The 25,724-nt window shown below is 38.4% G+C and carries 24 protein-coding genes and 1 riboswitch; of the genes, 12 read left to right on the top strand and 12 right to left on the bottom strand.

The window, feature by feature from the left end; genetic code table 11:
* Positions 1–26: 26 nt before the first annotated feature.
* Positions 27–140, bottom strand: a riboswitch (SAM riboswitch).
* A gap of 116 nt (positions 141–256) precedes the next feature.
* From DUT68_RS06385 to murQ, 3 genes are all read right to left on the bottom strand, one after another.
* Positions 257–1,015: a Bax inhibitor-1/YccA family protein gene (locus tag DUT68_RS06385; RefSeq protein ID WP_237088273.1), complete on the bottom strand. Its 759-nt coding sequence runs from the start codon at positions 1,013–1,015 to the stop codon at positions 257–259.
* Positions 1,016–1,050: 35 nt separating this feature from the next.
* Positions 1,051–1,623, bottom strand: coding sequence for a hypothetical protein (locus DUT68_RS06380; protein WP_113636772.1), 573 nt, complete (start codon positions 1,621–1,623; stop codon positions 1,051–1,053).
* A gap of 80 nt (positions 1,624–1,703) precedes the next feature.
* Positions 1,704–2,507 carry an N-acetylmuramic acid 6-phosphate etherase gene (gene murQ / locus DUT68_RS06375; RefSeq protein WP_113636770.1) on the bottom strand — a complete coding sequence of 268 codons (804 nt, stop codon included), beginning with the start codon at positions 2,505–2,507 and terminating at the stop codon, positions 1,704–1,706.
* Positions 2,508–2,670: 163 nt separating this feature from the next.
* On the opposite strand from murQ, the gene DUT68_RS06370 reads away from it, so the two are divergent.
* The gene (locus DUT68_RS06370) at positions 2,671–4,281 is read left to right on the top strand and encodes a S41 family peptidase (protein WP_113636768.1); all 1,611 of its coding nucleotides are present in this window, start codon (positions 2,671–2,673) and stop codon (positions 4,279–4,281) included.
* 351 nt (positions 4,282–4,632) lie between these two features.
* Here the strand turns inward: DUT68_RS06370 and DUT68_RS06365 are convergent, their stop codons facing one another.
* The gene (locus tag DUT68_RS06365) at positions 4,633–5,553 is read right to left on the bottom strand and encodes an alpha/beta hydrolase (RefSeq protein ID WP_113636766.1); all 921 of its coding nucleotides are present in this window, start codon (positions 5,551–5,553) and stop codon (positions 4,633–4,635) included.
* 102 nt (positions 5,554–5,655) lie between these two features.
* A protein-coding gene (gene prfB, locus DUT68_RS06360) for a peptide chain release factor 2 (protein ID WP_113636764.1) occupies positions 5,656–6,730 on the bottom strand; the annotation gives its coding sequence in 2 pieces (ribosomal slippage) (positions 5,656–6,669 and positions 6,671–6,730; 1,074 coding nt in all).
* A 501-nt stretch (positions 6,731–7,231) separates the two neighbouring features.
* Here prfB and DUT68_RS06355 point away from each other — a divergent pair.
* Positions 7,232–7,681 carry a hypothetical protein gene (locus DUT68_RS06355; protein ID WP_113636762.1) on the top strand — a complete coding sequence of 150 codons (450 nt, stop codon included), beginning with the start codon at positions 7,232–7,234 and terminating at the stop codon, positions 7,679–7,681.
* A 48-nt stretch (positions 7,682–7,729) separates the two neighbouring features.
* On the opposite strand, the gene DUT68_RS06350 is transcribed toward DUT68_RS06355, so the two are convergent.
* Entirely contained in the window at positions 7,730–9,031 is a 1,302-nt protein-coding gene (locus DUT68_RS06350) for an amidohydrolase (RefSeq protein WP_113636761.1), read from the bottom strand.
* A gap of 150 nt (positions 9,032–9,181) precedes the next feature.
* On the opposite strand from DUT68_RS06350, the gene pgi reads away from it, so the two are divergent.
* The 3 genes from pgi (at position 9,182) to DUT68_RS06335 (ending at position 12,580) form a co-directional block, all read left to right on the top strand.
* Complete coding sequence (gene pgi / locus DUT68_RS06345; RefSeq protein ID WP_113636759.1) at positions 9,182–10,828, top strand: glucose-6-phosphate isomerase; 1,647 nt, start codon at positions 9,182–9,184, stop codon at positions 10,826–10,828.
* A gap of 172 nt (positions 10,829–11,000) precedes the next feature.
* A complete protein-coding gene (locus DUT68_RS06340; RefSeq protein WP_113636758.1) occupies positions 11,001–11,531 on the top strand; it encodes a DUF4251 domain-containing protein in 531 nt (176 codons plus the stop codon).
* 260 nt (positions 11,532–11,791) lie between these two features.
* On the top strand, positions 11,792–12,580 hold the full coding sequence (locus DUT68_RS06335) for an erythromycin esterase family protein (RefSeq protein WP_113636756.1): 789 nt from the start codon (positions 11,792–11,794) through the stop codon (positions 12,578–12,580).
* 1 nt (position 12,581) lies between these two features.
* On the opposite strand, the gene DUT68_RS06330 is transcribed toward DUT68_RS06335, so the two are convergent.
* A complete protein-coding gene (locus DUT68_RS06330; RefSeq protein ID WP_113637053.1) occupies positions 12,582–13,235 on the bottom strand; it encodes a polysaccharide deacetylase family protein in 654 nt (217 codons plus the stop codon).
* A 111-nt stretch (positions 13,236–13,346) separates the two neighbouring features.
* Here DUT68_RS06330 and DUT68_RS06325 point away from each other — a divergent pair, with 111 nt between their 5' ends.
* The 6 genes from DUT68_RS06325 (at position 13,347) to DUT68_RS06300 (ending at position 19,152) form a co-directional block, all read left to right on the top strand.
* Positions 13,347–14,774, top strand: coding sequence for a TolC family protein (locus tag DUT68_RS06325; protein WP_113636754.1), 1,428 nt, complete (start codon positions 13,347–13,349; stop codon positions 14,772–14,774).
* Between the two features lie 32 nt (positions 14,775–14,806).
* Complete coding sequence (locus DUT68_RS06320; RefSeq protein WP_113636752.1) at positions 14,807–16,159, top strand: efflux RND transporter periplasmic adaptor subunit; 1,353 nt, start codon at positions 14,807–14,809, stop codon at positions 16,157–16,159.
* 122 nt (positions 16,160–16,281) lie between these two features.
* On the top strand, positions 16,282–17,280 hold the full coding sequence (locus DUT68_RS06315) for an NAD(P)H-dependent glycerol-3-phosphate dehydrogenase (protein ID WP_198659544.1): 999 nt from the start codon (positions 16,282–16,284) through the stop codon (positions 17,278–17,280).
* A 4-nt stretch (positions 17,281–17,284) separates the two neighbouring features.
* The gene (locus DUT68_RS06310; protein WP_113636749.1) at positions 17,285–18,139 is read left to right on the top strand and encodes an alpha/beta fold hydrolase; all 855 of its coding nucleotides are present in this window, start codon (positions 17,285–17,287) and stop codon (positions 18,137–18,139) included.
* Entirely contained in the window at positions 18,114–18,755 is a 642-nt protein-coding gene (locus DUT68_RS06305) for a 1-acyl-sn-glycerol-3-phosphate acyltransferase (protein WP_113636747.1), read from the top strand. Before DUT68_RS06310 ends, DUT68_RS06305 begins: the two co-directional genes overlap by 26 nt.
* Positions 18,756–18,819: 64 nt before the next feature.
* Positions 18,820–19,152 carry a hypothetical protein gene (locus DUT68_RS06300; RefSeq protein WP_113636746.1) on the top strand — a complete coding sequence of 111 codons (333 nt, stop codon included), beginning with the start codon at positions 18,820–18,822 and terminating at the stop codon, positions 19,150–19,152.
* A gap of 77 nt (positions 19,153–19,229) precedes the next feature.
* Here DUT68_RS06300 and DUT68_RS06295 read toward each other — a convergent pair whose 3' ends face one another.
* The 5 genes from DUT68_RS06295 to DUT68_RS06275 form a co-directional block, all read right to left on the bottom strand.
* On the bottom strand, positions 19,230–19,628 hold the full coding sequence (locus DUT68_RS06295) for a DM13 domain-containing protein (RefSeq protein WP_113636744.1): 399 nt from the start codon (positions 19,626–19,628) through the stop codon (positions 19,230–19,232).
* A gap of 95 nt (positions 19,629–19,723) precedes the next feature.
* Positions 19,724–20,407, bottom strand: a complete 684-nt coding sequence (locus tag DUT68_RS06290) for a Crp/Fnr family transcriptional regulator (protein WP_113636743.1) — start codon at positions 20,405–20,407, stop codon at positions 19,724–19,726.
* 186 nt (positions 20,408–20,593) lie between these two features.
* A complete protein-coding gene (locus DUT68_RS06285; protein WP_198659543.1) occupies positions 20,594–22,516 on the bottom strand; it encodes a DEAD/DEAH box helicase in 1,923 nt (640 codons plus the stop codon).
* 503 nt (positions 22,517–23,019) lie between these two features.
* On the bottom strand, positions 23,020–24,300 hold the full coding sequence (locus tag DUT68_RS06280; protein WP_113636741.1) for a T9SS type A sorting domain-containing protein: 1,281 nt from the start codon (positions 24,298–24,300) through the stop codon (positions 23,020–23,022).
* 83 nt (positions 24,301–24,383) lie between these two features.
* On the bottom strand, positions 24,384–24,827 hold the full coding sequence (locus DUT68_RS06275; RefSeq protein ID WP_113636739.1) for a DUF4293 domain-containing protein: 444 nt from the start codon (positions 24,825–24,827) through the stop codon (positions 24,384–24,386).
* 116 nt (positions 24,828–24,943) lie between these two features.
* On the opposite strand from DUT68_RS06275, the gene truA reads away from it, so the two are divergent.
* On the top strand, positions 24,944–25,702 hold the full coding sequence (gene truA / locus DUT68_RS06270; protein ID WP_113636737.1) for a tRNA pseudouridine(38-40) synthase TruA: 759 nt from the start codon (positions 24,944–24,946) through the stop codon (positions 25,700–25,702).
* Positions 25,703–25,724: the final 22 nt, after the last annotated feature.

Here is a 25,724-nt window from a genome sequence, read left to right as displayed (position 1 = left end):
AAGGTTTAGAATAGATATTCCTCATAAACTTATCTTCTCTCGCTCCCGAACGTTCGGGACTGGATTAGAAATTAGCACCTTGTTGGCACAGGTTGCTAAGACTTCGTTGGGTCTATTCCCTCCGTCTTTCTTAATAAGCAGTGCAAAGGTGCAACATCCGCTTATCATTTCCAAAAATATCAGCAACACAGCCAAATAAAATTACAAAGGCCATGCAAATTTGCACGGCCTTCGGTATAAAATTTTGTTAACGAGCTTATCGCCTATCTCCAAAAATCCTTAATAAGGACAAGAATAAATTGATAAATGTGATGTAAAGTGATAGTGCCGCAATGAGCGCTAATTTTTTGCTATCTACCATAGCTATTTCATTACCATACTCATCTAAACCTTCTCCAATGCGTTTAATTTCTTGAATTTGATATGCCGTTAAAGCGGTAAAAATGGCTACTCCGATATATCCTAAGATATAATAAATGGTTTCGCTACCAATAAAAATATTGACAATGCTTACTACGATCATGCCAATTATACCCGCCATCAAAATACTTCTAAAGCGGCTTAAGTCAACATCTGTTGTATAGCCCATAAATGCCATTACTGCAAAAATTGCTACTGCAGCGGCTAAACAACTGATAATGGAAACACCGGTATATTGCATTAGAATAAAACTTAAGCTAACGCCAAATAACGCCGCATAAACAGTGAATAACAGCACTAAAGTAGCATAGGAGAGCTTATATAGACCGTAGCTCATAGCCAGAAATATAAATAAAGGAGACAGCATTACTATCCATCCGTAAATATTTAATGTTGCTCGGCCAGTCTCTATATTTACTTTAGTTAGGTACTGAAGCAATTCAATATTTGCAGATAAAAAGTAAGCACATGCAGTAGAAATAGCCAATGCCACAAACATCCAAGTGAAAACATTGGCAAAGAATTTTTTAGAAACGGAGCGCTCTCTTACAAAAACAGAGTGATCCTGATATTGATAATTTTGTTGTTCCATCATTAATTTAAAATTGGTTAACGGTTAAAAGTACAATTTTAGTTCAACCTTTTAGTCAGTACTTCTTCAACTTTTTTATAAAACTGCAGCGGTTTTAGCTTGCGCCAGTGCAAATCGTCTAAATCGCCGCCAAAGTTAATGTAGTAATCGATATTGTTTCCTCTGAACTCCCTAATTACATGTTCGTTGAAATTGATGCCCGCAATCCAGCCTTCTTCATCATCCACTTCTTGGAACCACTCTTCGTAATAGCTATCATCCGAAGCATGGAAATTCAGAATGTTTTCGCCAATTAAAATGAATTTGCTAATGCCTTCATCCATCATCAGCTCAATAATCTCTCTTTTTAGGATCATGATGTCGTTAGTGATGGCATCATTCCACTCACCAATAAACTCGATAATGGCGTATTGTCTTTCGTAATCGGCGTAAAGTACCTTGATGTAAAGTGTGTTTGATCCGAAGTTGTCCCATTGAGGGTGGATCAGGTAATTATAGAGTTGTTTATCGTAATAAAACTCAGAGTACTCGGTATTGAAAAATGGCGAACGCTCATCCTCAGCGGCAATGTAGTCGTCTCTCCACTGATAATATGGTTCAATTTCGTGCATAAAGCAAAATTACGATTTTACATTGACGATTTAGATTTCTACACCCAACAATCGTTTTTCTAAAATCGTAATTCGTAAATCTATTTGCTTGCCTCTACGGCTTTACGTACGCTACCATATTTAATTAGTAGTTCGGCTGCCTGCGCTTGGTCAATGTTCAATTCTTCCATTACCATATGTGTGCCTCTATCTACCAATTTATGGTTGGTAAGTTGCATGTCAACCATTTTATTGCCCTTAACACGGCCTAGTTGAATCATCACGGTAGTGCTCAGCATGTTTAATACTAATTTTTGTGCAGTACCTGATTTCATACGGGTTGAGCCTGTTAAAAACTCGGGGCCCGCCACTACCTCCACAGGAAAATCTGATTCGGCAACTACAGGGCCGCCTACGTTGCAAATGATACAACCGGTAAGTACACCATGTTGGCGGGCAGTATTTAAGCCTCCAACTACGTAAGGCGTAGTGCCAGAAGCCGCTAAGCCAACCAAACAATCTTTTTCGTTGATATCATATTCCTGCAAATCTTTCCAAGCTTGCTCGGCATCATCTTCGGCAAATTCAACTGCTTTTCTAATGGCGGTGTCACCACCGGCAATTATTCCTACAACCCAGTCAAACGGAACGCCAAAAGTTGGAGGGCATTCAGAAGCATCAACAACACCTAACCTGCCACTGGTACCAGCACCAATGTAAAATAGCCTGCCGCCTTTTTTCATGCGTTCTGCAACTGCCGAAGCTAATTTTTCAATTTGTGGTAATGCTTTCTCAACAGCTAATGGAACTAACTTGTCTTCATTATTAATGTTAGTTAAGATTTCCATTACCGACATTTTATCAATGTCTTTATATTTGGATTCCTGCTCGGTTATTCTTTTCATTGAGTGGTTTAATAGATCATTCGTTCTTACAAACTTACAGATAACCGCAATTTGTTGCAAGAATTTTCAAATATCTGCATAAATTTTCAAAAAACTAAATCCTAATTTATACGTTCTTTTTATTGAGAAAGTAATTTTGCTAACTTTGCAGTACCCAAAACTAATGAAAAAAAGTACTCGCCTCAACTTATTAATTGCGTTGGCCTACTGCGTAACGTTAATTGGCGGTATGTTTTTGGGCTATAGGTTTTTAAAAGATCAAGGCTTTCAAGTCCAAAAAGATGTTAGATATGCTAATACCGAAGAAGGTAAAGTAGAAGATATCATCCATATCATCAAAAAAAAATACGTTGACGACATTAATGCGGACAGCCTAAAGAATTTGCCAATTGATAGTTTATTGCATCAACTGGATCCGCATAGTGTTTATTTGCCGCCCACTGAAGCTTTTGAATTAGCTGAAGATTTAGATGGTAATTTTGAAGGCGTTGGTGTAGAGTATTACATTCTTAACGATACTTTGTTGGTAACCAATGTACTTAAAGATGGTCCCGCATTTTTGAGTGGAATTAAACCCGGCGATAAAATTTTAAAAGTTGATACCAACGTGGTCAGCGGTCGTTTTTTGCCCCGCTCAGCCATGATGGGTAAAATAAAAGGTAAAAAGGGCACTACGGTTCAACTCACTATACAGCGTCAAGGAACTGCTAATCCATTGCTTTTTAGTGTAAAGCGTGGAAAAGTGGAACTGAGCAGTATAGATGCTGCCTATATGATTAATCCGGAAACAGCTTATGTAAGAATTGGAAAGTTTGGTGCTACTACTGATGCTGATTTTGCCATTGCTATAAAAAATTTAAAAGCAAAGGGCATGAAAAAAATGGTGTTGGATTTAAGGGATAATGGCGGAGGCTATCTCACAGCAGCTACGGCCTTAGCCAATCAGTTTTTTCCCGAAAACAAGCTAGTGGTTTATACCGAAGGCAAACACGATCCGCGTACGGAGTATTTTACCACTGGCGGAGGTGAATTTGAGCAAGGCAAACTGGCCGTTCTTATCAATGAAAATTCGGCTTCTGCTAGCGAAATTTTTGCCGGAGCTATACAGGATTTAAAACGTGGAGTAATCATTGGTCGCCGTTCTTTTGGTAAAGGTTTAGTGCAGGAGCAGTTCGCTTTTGAGGACGGTTCTGCATTGAATTTAACCATTGCAAGGTATTACACGCCGTTGGGTCGCAGCATTCAAAAATCTTATAAAAAGGGATATAAAGCTTACCAGCAAGATATTGAGAACCGCCTAAATAGTGGCGAGCTAACTGCCGAATCGCAAAAAGCAGATAGTTTAATGAATCAAATGCCCTATATCACAAAAGATGGCAGGAAAATATTTGCTGGCGGAGGTATACAACCAGATATTTATGTAAGATTGGATACTTCGGGTTATAACGGGTTTTATGCTACGCTGTTACAAAAGAAAATTTTTATCGACTTTGTATTTGAAACATTGGCGGATAGGTATACGGCAGACTATCTCAATAAAAATATGAGTGTTTTCAGCATCTCCGATAAGGATTATGTTGATTTTTTGAAGTATGCCGAAAGCAAGAAGGTTAAAATTGATACCAAACAGTTAATTGCTGCTAAGCCTTTAATCTATAAAAATCTTAAGCTAATGCTTTGCAAATACTATTTGGGTGATGCCGGTTATTACAGGGCGCATAATCAAAGCGATCCTATGATTAAGCAAGCCCTAAATTATTTGGCTACAAATTAAAGTGCATATGCTTGCTTCGCAGGTTTCTTTCAATTAACCAGAGTTCAATTATTAATTCATTGCTAATTAGCTTTCAAAACTGATACTAATCCCGAACATTTTGGACAGTATGACCAAACGCTAAGTTGCCGTCACCCTGAATTTATTTCAGGGTCAGTTAGCTAGAAAATATTGTATATTCCTGTAAATCAAATAAATAGTTAATGATGACTCAGGTTATTATTGCAGCCCGAATACCGTAAGGCGCTCTTTAACAACATTAAAAACAAGAGACCGACCGAAAATTAGCTGAACGAAGATTTGAAGCGCTATAGCTAGCAAATAGCATAATTCTCTTGTTCCGAACTCAGGTTAGTTCAAAAATTTATTTGCTTGTAGCCAGTTTTTCAATCGATCAAACCACACATCCTTTGTAGTTTTGTTGTAAAGGCCAAAGCCATGGCCGCCACCTTGGTAAATGTGCATTTCCGCCGCTACGCCATTTTTAACTAGGGCTTCATTGTATCTTAAGCTATTTTGCACCGGTACTGATTTGTCGTCGTTAGCATGTACCAAAAACGTTGGAGGAGTTTGGTTAGTTACCTGCCTTTCCGATGAAAAATATTTGCGCTGTGCGTCAGTTGGATTTTCTCCTAACAATCGGGTTACCGAACCTGAATGCGCATAAGTACCAAAGTTAATTACCGGGTACACTAAAATGGAAAAATCGGGCCTTAAGCTAATATTTTCTTGATTGTCAATTTTCATGTCTGCAAAGTGGGTGCTAGCGCTCGATGCCAAATGGCCGCCTGCCGAAAAGCCCATGATTCCAACTTTGTTCACGTCAACACCCCAAACCGCTGCATTCTTGCGAACTAGATAAATGGCCTGCAAAGCGTCCTGTAACGGGCCTAAAGTTTTATCATTCATAATCAAATCACTAGGTAAACGGTATTTCAGTACAAAAGCAGTAATACCCACTTCCTGAAATCGCTTTGCCACTAAAAAACCCTCTTTTTCAATAGCAAGTATGCTATAGCCGCCACCCGGGCAAATAATTACCGCAGTTCCATTAGGTTTTTCCGCTTTGTATACGTACAATTCAGGTTTTGATACTTTGCCAGTTCGCACAACTTCATCCTTACCTTTAATAGTTTCTTCAATGTAATCTGCAGGTGTAGGTTTAGCTCCAGGTACAGCACCGCCATACAAAGGAATTGCCTGTTGGGCATTTGCGTTCATCGCCAATATCAATAGAAAGGTTAAAAGTCTTAAAGCATTATATTGTTTCATTGCTTAATTGTTGTGTTGTTGGCATCAAATCTTAAAAATCAACATTTATTTATAATTATCAAACTATTTAACTTCATTTCAAATGCTGCTTTGGCTGCTAAATTAAAATTCCATCAAGTAGGCCTTTAAAAACTCGTTAATGTCTCCATTTAACACGGCATCAGGGTTAGATGTTTGATAATTCGTACGGTGGTCCTTCACTCGCCTGTCGTCCAAAACATAACTTCTAATTTGCGAACCCCACTCAATTTTCATTTTGCTGCCTTCAATAGCAGCAGTTGCTTCCATACGTTTACGCATTTCTATCTCATACAATTGAGATTTTAATAAACGAATGGCATTTTCTTTATTTTGTAATTGCGAACGGGATTCTTGGTTTTTGATAATGATCCCCGAAGGTTTATGGTACAAACGTACTGCAGTTTCCACTTTGTTTACGTTCTGTCCGCCAGCACCGCCAGCTCTAAAAGTTTCAAACTCAATGTCAGCCGGGTTAACATCAATAGTAATGGTGTCATCTACTAAAGGATAAACATAAACCGATGCAAATGAGGTATGCCTACGGGCGTTGGAATCAAAAGGGGAGATGCGCACCAAACGATGTACCCCATTTTCGCCTTTTAAATAACCATAAGCAAACTCGCCACTAATTTCTAAAGTAACCGTTTTTACACCTGCTACATCGCCCTCTTGGTAATCTTGCTCTGCCACTTTATAGCCATTTTTCTCCGCCCACATCAAATACATCCGCATTAGCATACTGGCCCAGTCGCAACTTTCTGTACCTCCTGCGCCTGCCGTAATTTGTAAAACTGCATTTAACTGATCTTCCTTGCTATTCAGCATATTTTTCAATTCCAGTTCTTCAACAGTTTTTAACGCCAGTTGATATTGCTCTTCTACTTCTTCCTCAGTAGCATCGCCACTCTGCTGGAAATCATACAGCACAGCGGTATCTTCATATGCTGCGTTCGCCTGCGCAAATCCTTCTGTCCACTTCTTTTTACTGCTAATTTGAGCTAAAACTTGCTCTGCTTTTTTTGGATTGTCCCAAAAATTAGGGTCGAGGGTAATTTTTTCTTCCTCGCTTATTTGGTATAAAAGTTCATCGAGGTCAAAGATACCCCCTCAGAGAAGCTAGCCTATCTCTCAAATCTTGTAACTGTTCTTTAGTCATAAGGGCAAATATACGTTAATAGGTTGTAATGTTTGAAAGCCGAGCGTGGTAAAACCGCAATATTTTCGGGAACGGGGCGCATGAGGTTTTGAAAAGCAATTGCGGTGGTTCTTCTGTACCGATAGTCCCGTCATTCGCTACAATCTTTTTGTTTAATTCCATCTAGGTATTCCGAATGTAGAGGGAAACCTCAGGCTAAGTTATACCAACTAACAGATATTTCTCCTCGTACCTCGTCGAAAATGACGCTACAAAAAGGATTTCCGCTGCTGCCGGGTTTAGTTAACAAAAACCTATCTAAACTTTGTCAATCTTTTGAGCATATAGCAAATTAAGATTGACAAAGTTCATTACCGCCTTAGCGTTCTTTGCGAAACTCCTCCTTTTCTTTGCGTTAAAAAATTAACCGCAAAGGTTTAAATAAGCTTTCGCAAAGTGCCTTTAAAAACTGTATGTTTATATTTATCTTGCTAATCGACGAATGTGATGAAATAAGACATTATGTATTGGATATTACTTTTAATTTTAGGTTTGATATTATTTGCCTATGTTCCAGATTTTTTCGCCAAGAAAACAAGTGAAAAATGGGTAAATCCAGATATTGCAATAAAGGACTTTATAAATGTTGTAGCTACTCCCATTGAGGGTATTGCAAGAAAGAAAACTTCATTAAAGTATGATATAGAAGACATTTTTAAATGTTGGGAAATGTACCTTACTGCCCTGACCGCAACGGAATTAAAATCTTTAGAAGCCAGTCTTCGTTTGATTTATACCCAAAAAAATTTTTTTGTTAATGACGATATCGCTGAAAACATCAACAAGATTTATTTAAATCACGAAACTTCACAAGGGCATGTCGAATTAGAGAATTTTTATAAACAACTTAAAATAAATGAACTTAATGATGAGTTTTCTTCTCTGATACATCGTTTACATAATAATGTATAAGTCACCTAGATATAGATTGATCTCGTTAGTTCTTCTAAAATGATTAGACTATTGCCTCTTCATTCCCATATAATCCAGCGTTAAATTACACAAGGCTTTTACCCCCAAATTAAAACTACTTTCATCAATAAAAAAATCCGGTGTATGGTGCGATGGTGCTTTCAGCGGATCTTGTCCCTTAGGCATAGCGCCCAAAAAGAAGAACAGCCCGGGAACCTTCTCCTGATAGAAGGAAAAATCTTCTGCGCCTGTTACCGGTGGTTTTAATTTCACGTTATCTGCACCTGCGGTAAATTGTAGCGTGGGCAGCATTTTTTCTGTTAAAGCAATATCGTTAAACGTAACCGGGTAATGTGCACTGTATGGAATTTTCACTTCAGCAGTAGCACCTGCAGCTTCGGCAGTTTTAGTGGCAATCGTTTTAATTCGGTCAATAAACATCGCCTCATCTTCATTGGTAAAAGTTCTTACGGTGCCAAGCATCTCCACCTTCTCTGGAATAATGTTTGATCTTACGCCGCCTTGTATGCTACCTATTGTTACTACGCCGGGATTTTCAGTCAAATTCAGGTTCCTACTTACAATAGTTTGTAGGTTATTTATAATTTGTGCCGACACCACAACCGGATCAATACTGCTCCAAGGATAAGCACCATGCGCCTGCCTTCCCATTACCGTAATTTTCATGTCGTTAACGCCAGCCATTGTGCCGCCAGGTTTGTAGGTTAGTTGTCCTACCGGCGTTTGTGAGTTAATGTGAAGCCCAAAAATCACATCTACTTTAGGGTTTTCCAATACACCTTCTTTCACCATTAGCTCGGCTCCACCTTCCTCACCAACCGGTGCACCTTCTTCCGCAGGCTGAAAAATAAATTTCACAGTACCTGCCAAATCTTTCTTCATGCCCGCAAGCACTTCAGCAACGCCCATCAAAATGGCTACATGCGAATCATGCCCGCAAGCATGCATTACACCCACCTGCTGGCTATTGTACACCGCTTTCACTTTAGAAGCAAAAGGCAAGTTTCCACGTTCTGTAACGGGTAAGGCGTCCATATCTGCTCGTAAAGCTACCACTGGCCCAGGTTTAGCGCCTTTTAAAATACCTACCACACCAGTTTTAGCAACTTTCGTTTTTACTTCCAAGCCTAAAGCCTGCAGGTGCTTGGCAACAATTTCAGCAGTTCTGTTTTCGCTGTTTCCAAGCTCGGGGTTTTGATGGAAATCTCTACGCCAGTCGATAACTTTTTGGGTAATAGTTGCTGTCCGTTTGGCTGCATCGGATTTTAGGTTGCTTTGGGCTGTTGCAAATAATGGCAAAACGGTGCTTAGTAATAGAAGCTTCTTCATGTTAATTAGTTAGGTTGATACAAGATAGTTTATTTTAGCCACAGATGCACAATTGATTTTCTGCTCTCAGCTATTATGCTAAAAAATCCATATCTGTGCGTCTGTGGATTTTTAATTTGTATTTTTACCACATACTAAAAATATCATCTTATGTTGCCAAAAATCAATTTTACTACTACCAAGGCCTATCAATATTTAGCCGATCATTATATCGATATCAATCAAACCGACATGAAATCGCTTTTTGCGGAAGATCCGGAGCGTTTCAATAAATTCTCTATTTTGTTTGAAGATATCCTAGTAGATTATTCAAAAAACAGAATCACCGATGAAACTATGGCACTTTTGGTGCAGTTGGCTAAAGAGTGTAAGTTGGATGAAGCAATTAAAGCCATGTTCAGTGGCGAGAAAATCAACGAAACGGAAGGAAGGGAAGTATTACATATCGCTTTGCGCAACCAAAGTAATACGCCAATTTTTGCTGATGGTAAGGATGTAATGCCCGAGGTAAATGCTGTGCTTGCAAAAATGGAGAAATTTAGTAATGCAATCATCTCTGGAGAGTGGAAAGGATATACAGGTAAGGAAATTACTGATGTGGTAAACATTGGCATTGGCGGGTCTGATTTAGGCCCAGTAATGGTTACCGAGGCTTTAAAGCACTACAAAACCCGACTGAACTTGCATTTTGTTTCTAATGTGGATGGTACACACATTGCCGAAACTTTAAAGGCCGTAAACCCTGAAACTACCTTGTTTTTAGTGGCTTCAAAAACTTTCACTACACAGGAGACAATGAGTAACGCCAATACGGCCAGGGATTGGTTTTTAAGTAAAGGCGCAAGCGAGGCAGATATCGCCAAACATTTTGCCGCACTTTCTACCAATGCTAAAGATGTTGCCGCCTTTGGTATTGATACCGAAAACATGTTTGAGTTTTGGGATTGGGTTGGCGGTCGTTATTCGTTATGGAGCGCTATAGGATTATCTATCTCACTAGGCATTGGTTTTGATAATTTCAAACAGTTATTAGCTGGCGCACACGCTACGGACAAGCATTTTGCTGAAACTTCGTTCGAACAAAATGTGCCTGTTATTTTAGCGCTTTTAGGCGTTTGGTACATTAATTTCTTTGGTGCCGAAACACAAGCTATTTTACCTTATGATCAATATTTACATCGCTTTGCGGCATATTTTCAACAAGGTGATATGGAAAGTAACGGGAAATATGTTGATAGAAATGGCGAGGTTGTAATGTATGAAACAGGTCCGGTAATTTGGGGCGAGCCAGGCACCAATGGGCAGCACGCTTTTTACCAGTTGATTCATCAGGGCACTAAACTTATCCCGTCTGATTTTATCGCTCCTGCGCAAAGTTTAAATCCAATTGGCGAGCATCACCCTATTTTACTCTCTAACTTTTTTGCACAAACGGAAGCCTTAATGAACGGCAAAGATGAAGAAGAGGTGGTAGCGGAATTGAGTAAAGCTGGTAAAACCCACGAGCAAATTTCGAAATTGGCACCTTTTAAAATTTTTGAAGGCAACCGTCCAACCAATTCTATTTTGTTGAAGAAAGTTACACCTTACAGTTTGGGTAGCTTAATTGCCATTTACGAACACAAGATTTTCGTACAGGGGATCATCTGGAATATTTTTAGTTTCGATCAGTGGGGGGTAGAGCTAGGTAAACAATTAGCTCAAAAAATCCAGCCTGAACTTAAAGATGCTTCTCCGGTAACTTCTCATGACGCATCAACTAATGGATTGATTAACCAATACAAAAACTGGAGATAAGCTAAATTATTTCCAATAATAAGTGTCACGTTGAGCTTGTCGAAAGGTTTCTGCAAATCGTAGAAAAGACTTCGGTAAGCTCAGCATTACACTGATTTTGAGGAATCCAAGAAACATTTATGGATTTCGACCGTTTTTAACATCATAGCTACAAATAAATTTAAAATTTCAAATGATGAATCAATTTAAAATATTGTACGCTTTTGCAGCGGTTGTTTTCATTTCTTTTAACGCCAACGCACAAACCGATAAAGCTACTACCGCAAAAATTGTAGCAGCTAAATCCTACACTTTTGTTGCTAGAACGGCAACGCCATTAAATGTTCAAGATATCAATTCGGTTTTAGGGAAGATGCCAGGTGCTATGCAGGGCGGATCCATCAATTTAAATGAATCTTATTATGAGGTTAGGGTTACGCCAGATAGTGTAGTGGCGTTTTTGCCATATTACGGCCGTTCATTTTCTGCGCCCATTAACCAAAATGAAGGTGGAGTAAAATTTAATTCAAAAGAATTTACTTACACTAGCAAAAAAGGCAAAAAACGTGGCTGGGATATCTTGGTTCAAACTAAGGATGCTAAAGAATATTACCGATTAGCTTTTAACATTGGCGATGAAGGATACGTAACCTTATCATTGAACAGCAATAACAAACAATCAATTACTTATCAAGGGTATTTAAAGGAAAACGAAACTAAATGAGAGCAAATCGTTAAATAGCTCAACATCCATCCGTTTTAATTTAATTTCATTTTTTGTTGAGATACATTACATATAGTTAAAGTATCTCATTACAATGATCAAACTTATATGATAAAAATACTCTGCTTTCTCAAGCTTATATTAATAACTAGCATTTGTTGTGCCCAGCAAACAGAATTAGCATGGTTGAACGAAAATTCAATTAGCTTAAAAAGTTATCAAAAGAACTAAAAACAGACTTAAAGGGGGTAGAGGTTTTGATGCTGGGCGAAGCCAGTCACGGGACAAAGGAGTTTTTTCTGGAGAAAAATGAAATCATAAAATATTTGATTAGCAACGATGGCTATACTCAAATAGGCTTTGAGCATATGGACACCGAGATCCAAAAAATTAATGATTATATCTCTTCAGATAGAAGCCAAGACTTGCCAAAGGCGATGGAGAACCTTATGGCTTATAAGACTCAAGAATTTGCCGAACTCTTCCAATGGTTAAGATCCTATAACATAAAAAATCCTAATCATAAAGTTGCGGTTTTCGGTTTCCATAAAGAAGGCTTTTATGATCCTTTTACCCGAGACCAACTGATGTGTGAGGAGGTAGTAAAAGTTAAAGATGCAACCAATGCGAAGATAATTTTGTGGGCTCATAATATCCATACTGTCAGGAACAAAACCATGCCAGAAATTAGTGCTATGGGTGATTATTTGAGTCAAACTTACACTGACAAGTTTTTTAATATTGCTTTTGCTACTTACGAAGGTGATGTGCATACGATGAATTGGAGCAACGAAAATGGGTATACGTTTGACATAAAAACGCTACCTCCGGTTGATAAAGATAGTTTTACTTCAATCTTTAACCAGGTAAAACATCCAAATTTCTATGTCCATTTTAGCAAGGGGAACCCATTTGTTAGCCAGACTCGAAAAATCACAAATATCATGGTAAATTGGAAAGCCCCTTTTGCGTTGCCAACTACCATCGCGGAAGATTTTAACGCCTTAATCTTTATCAGAAAAACATCTGCAAGTGATGTGATAAAATAGGTTAAAGCACTTCAAATCGGAAACCTTTTTCTTTTAAAAAAGCAATGGTTTTCGGAAGTGCATATTCCAACCTGTCCCAAGCTTTTAGGCTATCATGAAATACAATGATTGAGCCATTGCGGGTGTTTCTAATCACGTTCTGATAGCATTGTTCTCCTGAAATACCAGCATCAAAATCGCCACTTAAAACGTCCCACATTACAATTTGTTGTTGGCTATGCTCAGGTTTTACTTTGTCGTTTGCCATCAATTGCCAACTTTTAGCTAATTCTCGGATCTGACTTTTCTTAATTCTGCCATATGGCGGCCTAAACAAATTAGTGTTTGTAAGCGCTTGGCATTTCCAAAAATTTGCAATGTAAGTTTCATCGTTTGTATCCCATCCTTTTAGGTGATTAAAGGTGTGGTTGCCTACAGCGTGACCCGCTTTTTTTATAAGTTCGAAAATCTCTGGATGCTTTTGTATGTTATCGCCAATGCAAAAAAAGGTAGCCTTAATTTGAAAGTTTTTTAGGGTATTTAAAACGAATTCTGTAACATTAGGGATGGGACCGTCGTCAAAGGTTAAATACACAATTTTTTCAGTGTTAGCTTTATTCCATAACAATTTGGGATAAATCCATTTGAGAAAAAAAGGTGGCCTAACAGTGTACATTTGGTAAAAGTAACATTTGTAAGGCGATTTGAAAAATTGATATTGCGCCAGTAATGATGGCCAAAACAAACTATTGGCTACTTTATTGCCAAATAAACCTATAAAACGTAAATGAGGAAACTGTTATTGAAAAGCTTAAGTTGTGGTTTGCTGTTAGCCTTGTCGCAGGTGACCACTGCGCAAGAAGTGCTTACGCTACAGCAAGCCATTGATAGGACCTTGCAAAACAATCTGCAGGTGAAGCAAGCGCAACTTAGTGTGGCATTAAGCGATGAGAACTATTCGCAATCGAAATACGCACTGTTACCAAACGTTAATGCTAGTGCAAGCGGCAATCGGAATTTTGGCCGTAGCATTGACCCCTCAACCAACCAGTACATCAGTCAACAGTTTAACTCTGCTAGTGGCAACCTTTCTGCCAGTGTAGATGTGTTTTCTGGTAGACAAAAAATTAATCAAATTAAGCAAAATAAATTGCTGTTAGATGCTGATAAAGCTAGCGTTGAGAAAATTAAGAACGATTTGATTTTGCAGGTGGTTACGTCCTACATGCAGATTTTATTTAGTAAAGATTTGTTGAAGGCTGCACAAGGACAATTGGAAGTTGCCAAGCAGCAACTGAACCAACAACAGCAATTGCTTGATGTAGGTAACAAAACACTGGCCGATGTATCGCAAGCCAAATCGCAGGTAGCTAGCTCGGAATTGGAAGTAACAAATGCGAAAAATAATTTGGCAATTGCTTATTTGACTTTAAATCAGTTAATGGAGATGCCAGCAAATAATCAGTTCGAAATTCAAGTTCCTGTGATTGACCCTAAGATGTTGCCAAAAAACGACGCAAGTCCTGAAGAGGTGGTTAACACTGCGATGAGTATTTTTCCAGATATCAAATTAGCTGGACTAAGATCGCAGGCTGCTCAAAAAGGGGTAGACGTGGCCAAAGGTACTTATTATCCAAGGTTGAGTTTTGGTGGCGGCATGGGGACCAATTATTCAAGTGGCCGTCAAAGTGTGGTAGCCGTTGTGCCAAACGGATTTAGAGAGATTGGTAGAACAGAAACGGGAAATGAAAGAGTACTTGTCCCTGATTTCATTACTACGTTAGCTAATCAAAAATTTGGATCGCAAATTCAAGATAACTTTAATCAGTTTATTGGCGTTAACCTATCAATTCCAATTTTTAATGGCTTTACTTCAAGGTCTAACGTACGCCGAGCTAAAATCAATTACCAGAATACGCAAGTGCAAGAGCAGCTTTCGAGGGTAAACTTAAATAAGGTAATTTACCAGGCAGTAGCCGATTTGAGAGCTGCGGAAAGCAAATTTGAATCAACCACTAACGCCTTTGCAGCACAAAAAGATGCTTTTTACGTAATTGAACAGCGCTACAACGTGGGCTTGGCTAACTCTGTAGAATATAGTACGGCTTTAACAAACAAAAACAGGGCTGAAATAGATATGATACAGGCCAAATATGATTTATTATTCAAGTCAAAAGTAATTGATTACTATTTAGGGAAGCAAATAGCATTTTAAACAACATCGCCAACAGGCATATTAAATAAATTATGAAGTTAAAACACATTTTAATAGGCGTAGGAGTAATTTTAGGATTGCTCATCATCTTAAAACTTGCTGGGGTAATAGGTAAAGAAAAACCCGTACAGGTAACCGTAGAAAAAGTAGGCGAAAAAACAGTAACCGAAACCGTAACAGCAAGTGGTAAAATTCAGCCTGAAACTGAGGTTAAATTAAGCTCGGAGGTTTCGGGTGAGGTAACTGAACTTTTGGTGAAAGAGGGTGATATGGTAAAAAAAGGTCAGTTGCTATGTAAAGTACGTCCGGATATTTTGCAATCGGGTTATGAGCGTGCTGTAGCGTCTTACAATTCGCAAAAAGCAAGTGTAGCCGCTTCACAGCAATCCTTGGTACAATCACAAGCTAATTTTGCAAATGCGGAAGCCACGTACAAAAGAAATGTGGAGCTATACAATAAAAAAGTGATTTCGGCGGCTGAGTTTGATAATGCAAAAGCAGCTTACTTAACTGCAAAATCAACACTTCAAAGTGCTAAAGAAAATGTAACCGGCGCTAAGTTTGGCTTAGAGCAATCAGCTGCTAACGTGAAAGAGGCAGGTGCCAATTTAGCAAGAACAACAATTTACGCTCCTGTGGATGGGGTGGTTTCTAAACTTTCTATTGAGCTTGGCGATCGTATTTTGGGAACTTCACAAATGGCTGGAACCGAAATTATGCGAATCTCTAACTTGAGCAATATGGAGGTAAATGTTGATGTAAATGAAAATGATATCAACCGCGTAAGCTTGGGCGATAGCGCCACTGTAGAAGTTGATGCTTTTGCTGGCAAAAAATTTAGGGGTGTAGTCACCGAAATTGCTAGCTCGGCAACAAATGTTGGTGCTGCGGCTACCGCCTCTGTAGATCAGGTTACTAATTTCTCGGTAAAGGTGAGGTTATTGTCTCAATCTTACAGCAGTGTTAAAGGTGGCGCAAAGGATTTACCATCACCTTTTCGTCCGGGTCTATCGGCTACTGTAGATATTGAAAGCGAAACCGTGAAAGGCTTATCCGTTCCTATTCAGGCTGTGTTTACAGAAAATAAATCGGATAGCGAGAAAAATGGCGAAGCTCCTGATACTGAAAAACAAAAGACCAAATTGAGCGATAAAAAAATCAGGCAGTACATCTATTTGTTTGATGCCAAAGCTTCAACAGTTAAAAAAGCTGAAATCACTACTGGAATACAAAACGATCAATACATCATTGTTAAAACTGGTTTAAAAGCTGGTCAGCAAATTGTAACTGGCCCTTACACAGCTATTCAAACTAAACTAAAAGATGATTTGAAAGTGGAACAAACAACTAAGGATAAATTGTTTAACGCTACAAACAAAAAGTAGCAGTTACAAATCATAATATTTAATTATTTTTGCGAAGGTTTAAGGAAATGCCCCGTGTATTTCTTTAAACCTTTTATTTTTAATTTTAGTTGAAGATAAAATAGCCTAAATAAAAAAAAATTATGAGTGCAAAGATAGCCATGATTGGCGGAGGAAGTTGGGCAACAGCTATCATCAAAATGCTTTCTGATAACGAAACTGAAAAAGAAGTTTTTTGGTGGATGCGTAATGAGGAAGCGATTGACCACATTAGAAACTATAAACACAATCCAAGTTACCTAAGTGCTGTTGAAATTAAATTAAAGCCCGAAAACGTATCTTCGGATATTGCTCAAATCATTGCTGAAGCGGATTTTATCATTCTAAATGTACCGGCTGCTTTCTTGGGAGATAGTTTGAGAAACATCAGTCCTGAGCAGCTAAAAGGAAAAAAAGTAGTATCGGCTATTAAGGGCATTGTACCTGAAGACAACTTAATTATAGGCGATTTTCTACATCAAAAATACCACCTACCTTATGAGGATATTTTAGTGATTAGCGGGCCCTGCCATGCTGAAGAAGTGGCCTTAGAAAAACTATCGTATTTAACCATTGCTTGTACCAATGTAAACAACGCTGATCGCTTTTCGCAGTTGCTGCGCACAAGATATATCAAAACCAATATTTCTGATGATATTTTTGGGACTGAATATGCTGCCGTGCTGAAAAATATTTACGCCGTTGCCAGTGGTATTTGCCATGGTGTAGGTTATGGCGATAACTTCCAAGCGGTACTTATTTCAAATGCTATTAGGGAAATCAAAAGCTTTGTAGATGTAGTGCATCCAATAGCACGTGATATTAACGAATCGGCTTACTTGGGCGATTTAATGGTTACCGCTTACTCCCAATTTAGTAGAAACCGCACCTTCGGCAACATGATTGGAAAAGGCTACACGGTAAAATCGGCACAACTTGAAATGAATATGATTGCCGAGGGATATTACGCAGCTAATTCTATGCATCTCATTAATGAAAAATATGGGGTAGATATGCCAATTTGCGAAGCAGTTTATCGAATTTTATATGAACGCCAATCGCCGCATGTTGAAATGAAATTATTAACCGAGAAGTTGAGTTAGCAACATGCCCGTATTTCAAGTGGATTCTTCTTGCAGCCTAAGTTACCATGAGTATGGTAGCGGCACTGCTTTACTACTTGCATTTCACGGGTTTGGCATGAAAGGCACACAGTTTAAAGTATTAGAAGCATCTCTTGGGAAAAAGTACAAAATCATTAGCTTCGATTTATTTTTTCACGGAGAAACTACACTACAGGATTTTGATGTTAAAAAGGTAAGGAAAGGTTTACAGCCTGTTTTTTTTACAAAGCAAATCAAGCAGTTTTTAGGGGCGCTCTATCCCGAAACGGAAAAAGTATCGTTGTTATCATACAGTATAGGCACCCGCATGGCACTGGCTTTAATTGAGCAAATGCCAGAAAGAATCGCAAGTGCTTATTTAATTGCGCCTGATGGGATAGAGCCTAATAAATTATTGAAATTAGGCGGTGCAAATTTTTTGGTAAACAGGTTGTTTTACCGACTAGTTTATAGCCCTAAAGCGGTTTATTTCTTGCTGAATCTTTTGCTGAAGCTTAACTATGTTGATGCGGCTATCTATCGTATTTTACAGGCTGAATTTGGTACTGTTGATACCCGCTTAACTTGTTACAATACCATCACTTATTATGGTACGCTTTCTTTTGATAGGCGTAGAATTGCCAACCAGATTAATGAAAACAACATAGAGGTGCATCTTTACTTCGGTAAAAAGGATAAATTATTCCCAAGTCAAATAGGGGAGCGCTTTGCCAAATTGCTACATTTACCAAATATCCATTTATTCGATGATGGACATGAACTTGTGAACGAAAAAATGAATCAATATTTAACCGCCCAACTGCAGCAATCAAATGATTATCAAAGATCGTCCAATTAAAATTATTCAATGGTTAATGTTGGGAGCAGAGAAATACATTTTATCGAAGTTTTCCAAAATCAACTTTTTGAATGCCCCAAGTATTGATCATAACGTAGCTACGCTGGTGTTAATGAACCATTTTAGTTTTAATGATGGTCCAATGATGCATTTTCTTTGTAGAAAAGTGCTAAAGAAAGCATTTAAAGTAATGGTGCTGGAAGAACAAATGAAAAACTTCAAGGCATTAAAGTACATCGGCTGTTTTTCCGTTAATAAAAAATCAAGGTCATTAGTCGAATCTTTAGATTATGCGGCGTCTTTGCTAAGCGACCCTAAAAATATGCTTGGCATTTTTCCGCAGGGAGGAGTTTTTTCGTTGCACCTGGAGCGTATCCATTTTGAACAAGGCTTAGACAGAATTTTGAAGAAAAAGGAAAAGCCGATCCAAGTGGTTTTTGCTGTAGTGCTGCTTGATTTTTTAGCTGGTTTTAAACCAAAAGCAAACGTTTACCTGATGAATTATAGCGGTGTTCAACATCCTAAAGAATTGGAAGATGCCTACAACCAATTTTATCAGTCATGCAGGCAGGCACAACGTAAATTATACAACCCGCCATTGCATGTTTTGGAGTGAAGGCATGGGCAAATCAAACTAAATCATACCGTCGTTTGTTCTTCTTTCACTAAAATTTAAAAAGATGAAAAGAACATATTTATTGGGTTTAGCTGCTATAGCTGCAGTAACCCTATTCACTACTAATGTGAGCGCCCAGGAGAAAAAAACCGAAGTAGGTAAGGCTATCCAAAAAACAGGTAAGGCTGTAGAAAAAGGAGCTACTGCTGTTGGAAATAAAACCGCAGAGGTAGCCGTAAAAGGCGGCGCAAAAGTAGTTGATCAAACTTACAAAGGTAAAATGGCACCAGATGGTTCCAATGTTTACATTGATGGTAAAAACCGCAAGTATTACATCAATAAAAAAGGAGCTAAAATTTATTTAAAAGCTAGCCAAATCAAAACTAGGCCAATGTAATACGTATTTAGTTAAATTTACAACTGGTGTTGTTATCCTATAAATTGATGTAGTACAACACCAGTTGTAATGTATAATTATGGTGCTAACGTTGCATAGCCAAAATTTACATTGAAATCAACACACCAAACTACTACATATTTATACTTCGTGAAATCAGTCGACGATGCTATATTGTAATCATAATTTCCATCTAGGCCTTTAATATCTCCAAGATCGATATAATCGGCTTTAACACTATTTAAACTTGTAGTTAGGTATATGTTTAAATTCGGGCCGCTATCACTCTTGAAATTTTCTAATAGAAGTTTTGTTTTATCTGTAGAAACTAATGCTATTCCAGAAGTTGGATGTGCAGAAGCCTGAAAATTGCCTTTATATGTGTAGGCGGTGGTGGTGCTATCGTTAGCATCGTCTTTTTTACAGCTCACTGTAAAACAAAGGCAGATTAAAAGAAAAAGATTAATTGTTTTCATATTTTAAGTAATTAGTTTTAATAGGTAGTTTCAATAGCAATCAGTCGTTACTTAATGATTGATACGAATGTAAAATACCTAAATATGAAAAAGTGTTAGCTTTCTAACAAAAACCTATTTTTTAGTATAAAGTGTTTTTTTTGATAGATAATAAATCCTTCATTCTCTAGTTCGTGTAAAATTAAATTGAATGTTGAGCGAGAAGTGCCAATAAGTTTCGCTATTTCATGCTGAGAGAAAGGGTTGTTGATTAATATTTCGCCAGATAACAAATTGGTCGCATTTTTATCATCGTCTTTAAGGTCTTTAATAAATTCAATGGCTCTAGTTTTTGCATCTCTGAAAAGCATGATTTGATACCGACGTTCGATTTTTTTAAGTTTTAATCCAATAAGTTTGTAGATGCTAGTGCTAAAAGATTGATTGTCCCGTATTATAGTTTCAATTTGCTTTGTGGTGACCGCACAAAGAGAGGTGTTTTTTTCTGCGGCTTGCGCAAATTCCTTGCGATTGATCTCACTGAGTAAAACGTTTTCGCCGAATATGTCGCCTTTTTTTAGGTATGCAATAATGTATTCTTCACCTTTATTATCTATAAAACCAATTTTTACACTTCCACTATTTACCAAAAAGATGGTGTCTGATACATCTCCTTGAAAATAAATAAACTCGTTTTTATTAAAAAAATTAAAAGGATGGTTTGAAGTATAGCCCCTGTATTTATGAGGGCAAATGATTGAAAATAAATTTACATTTTCAAATAGCCAATAATTATTCATGAAATACGATTTAGGTAAATGGTATAGATAAATATCTATGAAAATAAATATTTACGCTGATTTAGTGGAAAAGCAAATGTTAAATTTTGTGAAAGATGTTTAATCTGTGCTTTTTGGATTAGTTAATAAAACGACAAAGCCCCGAAATTTTCGGGGCTTTGTCGTTTTATATATGGTAACTGAATGTTAAGACCTACGTCTAGAACGATCACCGCCTTCACGTCTGCCGCTACCGCCACGGTCATCACGACTGCGTCCAGAAAAATCTCTGAAGCCGCCTTCGCTACTTCCGCCTGAACGTTCGCCACGATCTCTTCTTCCGCTGCCAGAACGTTCTCCGCCTCTTCCACCGCCGTAACCGCCACCACGACGTTCGCCGCCGCCTCTACGCTCTCCGCCAAATCCACCACGACCTCCACGGTCACCACCGCGATTGCTGCTACGAGGGGCATCACCGCTCATTTCAATCCTCACCTCACGGCCATTGTATTGCACATCCTTGAAGTTAGCCAAAAGAGATTCAGCAGTTTCGCTTTCTACTTCAACGAAAGAGAAGACACCTTTTAAATCAATTTTTCCAACTGCTTTACCGCTAATGCGGCCGTGGTTGCAAACAAAGCTTAACAAATCACCTCTGGTAAAATCATCAACTGATCCTACATTGATAAACAAACGAGCATAACCAGCTTCAGCGCCTCTACCTCTATCGCCACGCTCTCCACGCTCTCCGCGTTCTCTGCCGCCACGCTCACCTCTCTCACCACGCTCACGCTCATCGGCGCTAATGTTTAAATCAGGGGCATTTTGGTAATATTCTAAGAAACGGTTAAACTCCAAAGAAGCGAATTTTTTGATGATTTCTTCTTTGCTCAAATCAGCAAATTCATCATTGATACGTGAAATGTATTGGCCAATTTGCTCTTCATTCACATCCACATTGTGTACACGGTGAATTAAACCAAACAATTGTTTCTCACAAACATCAAAGCCTGTAGGCAATTCAGCTTTAGTGAATTTTTTGCCAATAATTTTTTCAATCTGACGAATTTTGCCAACCTCTTTTGAGTTGATGATACAAATAGAAGTACCAGTTTTTCCAGCTCTAGCCGTACGACCGCTTCTGTGTGTATAACTCTCAATCTCATCAGGTAAAGCAAAATTAATTACGTGGGTAACATCATTTACGTCAATACCACGAGCTGCAACGTCAGTAGCAATAAGCAACTGCATGCTTCTCTCACGGAAACGTTTCATTACCTTATCACGTTGCTGCTGCGAAAGATCGCCATGTAAAGCATCGGCATTGTAACCGTCTTTAATCAAATGCTCAGCAACATCCTGCGTATCCATTTTCGTTTTACAGAAAACTACGCCAAAAATATCTGGGTTGTAATCTACAATACGTTTCAAGGCAGCATATTTATCACGGGCACGTACAACGTAGTACTCGTGTTCAATGTTAGCATTACCTGTATTTTTGGTGCCCATGGTCAACTCTGTAGGGTTTTCCATGTAATTTTTAGCTATACGGCGCACCTCAGGTGGCATCGTAGCCGAAAATAACCAAGTTTTCTTTTCGTCTGGTGTGGTAGAAAGAATGTCGTTGATGTCTTCTTGGAAGCCCATGTTCAACATTTCATCTGCCTCATCCAAAACAACATATTTCACGTTAGAAAAGTCGATAGCCTTACGACCAATAATATCTAACATACGGCCGGGCGTGGCCACTACCACTTGTACGCCATTGCGTATTTCGCGTAGTTGTTGCATAATGTTTGCGCCACCGTAAACGGCTACTACGCTAGCATTAGGCTTGTTTTTGGAGAAATTCCTGATGTCGTTTGCAATTTGCAAACAAAGCTCACGTGTAGGACACAAAATTAGTGCCTGTGGCTTATTGCTCTTAAAGTCGATTAATTCTAACAACGGCAAACCAAATGCGGCTGTTTTTCCTGTTCCTGTTTGGGCCAAACCAACAAAGTCGTTACTACCCTCTAACAGTACAGGAATGGCTTGCTCCTGAATAGGCGTAGGATTTTCGAATCCTAGCTCTTTAACGGCATTAACAACGTCATCACTTATCCCCAATTTACTAAATGGGTTTATCATTATAACATTTTTAAATTAAGGCGCAAAGGTACAGTTAATAATTGGTATTTCTTGCACAAATTAACAAATAGTTTTTTGCTTAATAAATTGTAAATAAGAAAGTTAGCTTTACCCGCCTTTGGTTAATGTAGGTGTAGCACCATTAGAAGCGCATTTTTAGTACTTTCTATCATCTAAAGTCCCGCTTTCACTTCAAGTTTTTTGTGAAAGTTATTCGTCATACTTCTTAAGTTTTTAAAACTTACGAAGTATAAAATACCGTTGTGCAACAAAAAAGCTTTCCGTTTAATCGGGGCTATTTAACGCAGTAAAGTAGCTCGTTTTAACGTTTTTCTAGCTCAGCGGTAATAACTGCGAGTCCCTATTGTTTCAGCTGGGCGTACAGCTGTTAAAATCCACTAGTAAAATTTCGATTAGTAGCATTTCCTTAAAAAAATAAAGCCAGTTTGGAAAACAAACTGGCTTTAACTATAAATACCCCGAAGTATTATAAACTTGGTGAATTACTGAATAAATTTCTGTGTCAAGGTTTCCGTAGGTGTAGTTAAGGAAGCAATAAGTAGTCCATTGCCGCCATTAAAAGGGACCGAAACATTTGAATAACCTTTGCTTAAGTTCAATTCCTGTTCAGCTAACTTGCGTCCGTTTAAGTCGTAAATCTTGAACGTTGCTTTACCGTTATTAGCTGCATAAACCGTTAGCTTAACAGTTCCGCTTTGTTTGTTGGCCGCAACTTTGAAATTACTGGCCGCAACATTTGATTTTACCGCTTCAACTTCCGAGAACGAATATTGTCCATCGAAATCCACCTGTTTTAATTTGTAATAGTTTACACCAGGAAGTGGGTTTTGATCTGTGTAGGCATAGCTGCGGTTCTCGGTACTTGTTCCTGCGCCACTAACTTCATCTATTTTGTTGAAAGTTTTGCCATCTGCCGAGCGAAGAATTTCGAAACGAGCGTTGTTTGTTTCAGCTGCGGTGTTCCAAGTTAAGTCCACCTGTTGAAGGTTGGCTTTTGCTTTAAATGCGTTCAGGGCAACTGGAAGTACCGTAGGCTCCATTTGATCTTTTATCACAAAGTTGTCGAAAGACATAGTGCAATTTGGAGCGCTGCTTTGAGCAGAAATTTTAAAGTTATTTAAGGCATTGCTAGAGTTTTCAACCGCAACATCGTTAAATTCTCTGGTATTGCCTACCCATAAATCCCAAGTATAGGCGGGTAGTGATTCCTTATTTCCAGTAGGAGAATCATAAGAGATACCAACAGCTTTGTTGTTGACTACAAAGGTAATTGTTTGGTTGCCTGAGTAAGTGTTTGCTGAATTAGTTGTGTTTACGATATCGCGTACTGTAAATTCTCCTGATGTAGCTGCGAAATTGATAGCAAACCTTGAATTTCCACCTGTTGAGCCTGTGTAAGCGGAGCTGTTGTTTCCGAAAGCCGATCCCACGTTAAAAACAACCGCAGAAGTTCCAGCAGCACTTTGTCCTGATACTGAAAAATCAAATGACACTATTAATACTGTGGCGCCCATGTCTTTGATTTGCGAAAGATAAGATGCGCTATTTCCTGTTTTTGAGAAAGTTAGCCTTCCTCCTGATACGCTGGACGGAGAGTTTGTAAGGGAGCTTATTGCCGTGAACTTATTAGCGACATAACCATTTGTTGCGTCTACATAATCGCTAACTACTGTAGAGCTGCTAAAATTCTGTGTGAAAATTTGCCCGTATCCAACAGTAGCAAATCTACTAATTAGTAAAAAAAGGAGTAAAAGTTTTTTCATATACACTAAGTTAGTTTTAATAATGGCTAAAGGTACGTAAAAATCTCCTTTACAGGGTTTTCTGTAACTATTTTAATAGAATTTTAACGTAGTCTATCCGCCGAACGAATCAATTTCTCATCGTTGTTTACTCCTCTTAGTGCTAAAAAAAGAAAGATAATAGCCACTGGAATTACAAATACCCCTTCTTCAATATCAAGTGTTTTTAATCCTGTTACAGATTTACCTAGCAAAAACATCCATAGCCCTAGGCCAATTAATAGTAAGATGTTGATCCATATTAATCGCATTTGCAATTTTCTATTCCTGAAATTGAAAATATTGGCTACGCTAATTAAAGCAGCCGCAATTGTGCTAATCAGTAAAGGATAATTATTGGTGGTGGGCAAAGCTTCATTTTTTAACCCAGCGCCATTCAAGGTAAAATATCCCTCAGCACTTCCCAAGCCAATTATTGGAACAAATAATAAAGATACGGCCGCTAAAGCAGCAAGTAAAAGCCAAATAGATTGTATTCTTTGAATCATATACTGCGAAAATACGTTTAATTGTTTAATTGTTGAACTGTTTGATTGCGGTAAAGTTAAAAGTTATATAGCTGTATACTGAAAACTTATAGGCTAAAACTTTATTTTTGCACCTATTGGAAACGAAAAGATACTTTGTAGAATTAAGCTACGACGGCACTAACTATCACGGTTGGCAAATTCAGCCAAATGCGGTGTCGGTACAGGAGTGCTTGGACAAAGCTTTGAGTACTTATTTCAGGCAGCAGGTAGCCTCCTTGGGCTGTGGCCGTACAGATACAGGCGTACATGCTACGCAATTTTTTGCCCATATTGACTTGGTTGGTGTGAATGAACGACAACTGCTTAACGCTACAACCGGAGTTAATGCCTTATTGCCTTACAGCATTGCGGTTCACAGGATATTTGAGGTAGCTGCAGTTGCACATGCCCGTTTTGACGCCACTGCAAGAGCTTATCATTATTATCTGCATTTTCGCAAAAATCCTTTTAAAGTTAACCGATCGTGGTTGTACAAAGGTAAGCTGAATGTTGAGCAAATGAACAAAGCCGCCGAGCTGCTGTTAGGTCAAAAGGATTTTTCCTGTTTCAGCAAATCCAATACGCAAACATTTACGAACAACTGTAACATCAGCTATGCTAAAGTTGAACAACAGGCTGATGGCTTGGTTTTTACCATCAAGGCCGATCGGTTTTTGCGTAACATGGTACGAGCTATCATGGGTACTTTGGTGATGGTTGGAGAGGGCGTGATTGAAGCGGAACACTTAACGGATATCATAGCAAGTAAAAATAGAAGCAATGCGGGGCAATCGGTGCCTGCCTGCGGACTATTTCTGACTTCGGTGGTATATCCGTATGTTGAAAGTGATTAAAAAATTAAATGATTGAATGACT

Origin of the sequence: Pedobacter zeaxanthinifaciens, from assembly GCF_003313335.1 — a bacterium.
GTDB lineage: Bacteria > Bacteroidota > Bacteroidia > Sphingobacteriales > Sphingobacteriaceae > Pedobacter > Pedobacter zeaxanthinifaciens.
Note: the sequence above shows the minus strand (reverse complement) of the source record. Positions and strands in the feature narration are given on the sequence as shown.

Bases quoted from the DNA above. Each gene is read 5' to 3' on its own strand.
- DUT68_RS06385 (WP_237088273.1), bottom strand. From the start codon at position 1,015: ATGATGGAACAACAAAATTATCAATATCAGGATCACTCTGTTTTTGTA.
- DUT68_RS06380 (WP_113636772.1), bottom strand. From the start codon at position 1,623: ATGCACGAAATTGAACCATATTATCAGTGGAGAGACGACTACATTGCC.
- murQ (WP_113636770.1), bottom strand. From the start codon at position 2,507: ATGAAAAGAATAACCGAGCAGGAATCCAAATATAAAGACATTGATAAA.
- DUT68_RS06370 (WP_113636768.1), top strand. From the start codon at position 2,671: ATGAAAAAAAGTACTCGCCTCAACTTATTAATTGCGTTGGCCTACTGC.
- DUT68_RS06365 (WP_113636766.1), bottom strand. From the start codon at position 5,553: ATGAAACAATATAATGCTTTAAGACTTTTAACCTTTCTATTGATATTG.
- DUT68_RS06355 (WP_113636762.1), top strand. From the start codon at position 7,232: ATGTATTGGATATTACTTTTAATTTTAGGTTTGATATTATTTGCCTAT.
- DUT68_RS06350 (WP_113636761.1), bottom strand. From the start codon at position 9,031: ATGAAGAAGCTTCTATTACTAAGCACCGTTTTGCCATTATTTGCAACA.
- pgi (WP_113636759.1), top strand. From the start codon at position 9,182: ATGTTGCCAAAAATCAATTTTACTACTACCAAGGCCTATCAATATTTA.
- DUT68_RS06340 (WP_113636758.1), top strand. From the start codon at position 11,001: ATGATGAATCAATTTAAAATATTGTACGCTTTTGCAGCGGTTGTTTTC.
- DUT68_RS06335 (WP_113636756.1), top strand. From the start codon at position 11,792: ATGCTGGGCGAAGCCAGTCACGGGACAAAGGAGTTTTTTCTGGAGAAA.
- DUT68_RS06330 (WP_113637053.1), bottom strand. From the start codon at position 13,235: ATGTACACTGTTAGGCCACCTTTTTTTCTCAAATGGATTTATCCCAAA.
- DUT68_RS06325 (WP_113636754.1), top strand. From the start codon at position 13,347: ATGAGGAAACTGTTATTGAAAAGCTTAAGTTGTGGTTTGCTGTTAGCC.
- DUT68_RS06320 (WP_113636752.1), top strand. From the start codon at position 14,807: ATGAAGTTAAAACACATTTTAATAGGCGTAGGAGTAATTTTAGGATTG.
- DUT68_RS06315 (WP_198659544.1), top strand. From the start codon at position 16,282: ATGAGTGCAAAGATAGCCATGATTGGCGGAGGAAGTTGGGCAACAGCT.
- DUT68_RS06310 (WP_113636749.1), top strand. From the start codon at position 17,285: ATGCCCGTATTTCAAGTGGATTCTTCTTGCAGCCTAAGTTACCATGAG.
- DUT68_RS06305 (WP_113636747.1), top strand. From the start codon at position 18,114: ATGATTATCAAAGATCGTCCAATTAAAATTATTCAATGGTTAATGTTG.
- DUT68_RS06300 (WP_113636746.1), top strand. From the start codon at position 18,820: ATGAAAAGAACATATTTATTGGGTTTAGCTGCTATAGCTGCAGTAACC.
- DUT68_RS06295 (WP_113636744.1), bottom strand. From the start codon at position 19,628: ATGAAAACAATTAATCTTTTTCTTTTAATCTGCCTTTGTTTTACAGTG.
- DUT68_RS06290 (WP_113636743.1), bottom strand. From the start codon at position 20,407: ATGAATAATTATTGGCTATTTGAAAATGTAAATTTATTTTCAATCATT.
- DUT68_RS06285 (WP_198659543.1), bottom strand. From the start codon at position 22,516: ATGATAAACCCATTTAGTAAATTGGGGATAAGTGATGACGTTGTTAAT.
- DUT68_RS06280 (WP_113636741.1), bottom strand. From the start codon at position 24,300: ATGAAAAAACTTTTACTCCTTTTTTTACTAATTAGTAGATTTGCTACT.
- DUT68_RS06275 (WP_113636739.1), bottom strand. From the start codon at position 24,827: ATGATTCAAAGAATACAATCTATTTGGCTTTTACTTGCTGCTTTAGCG.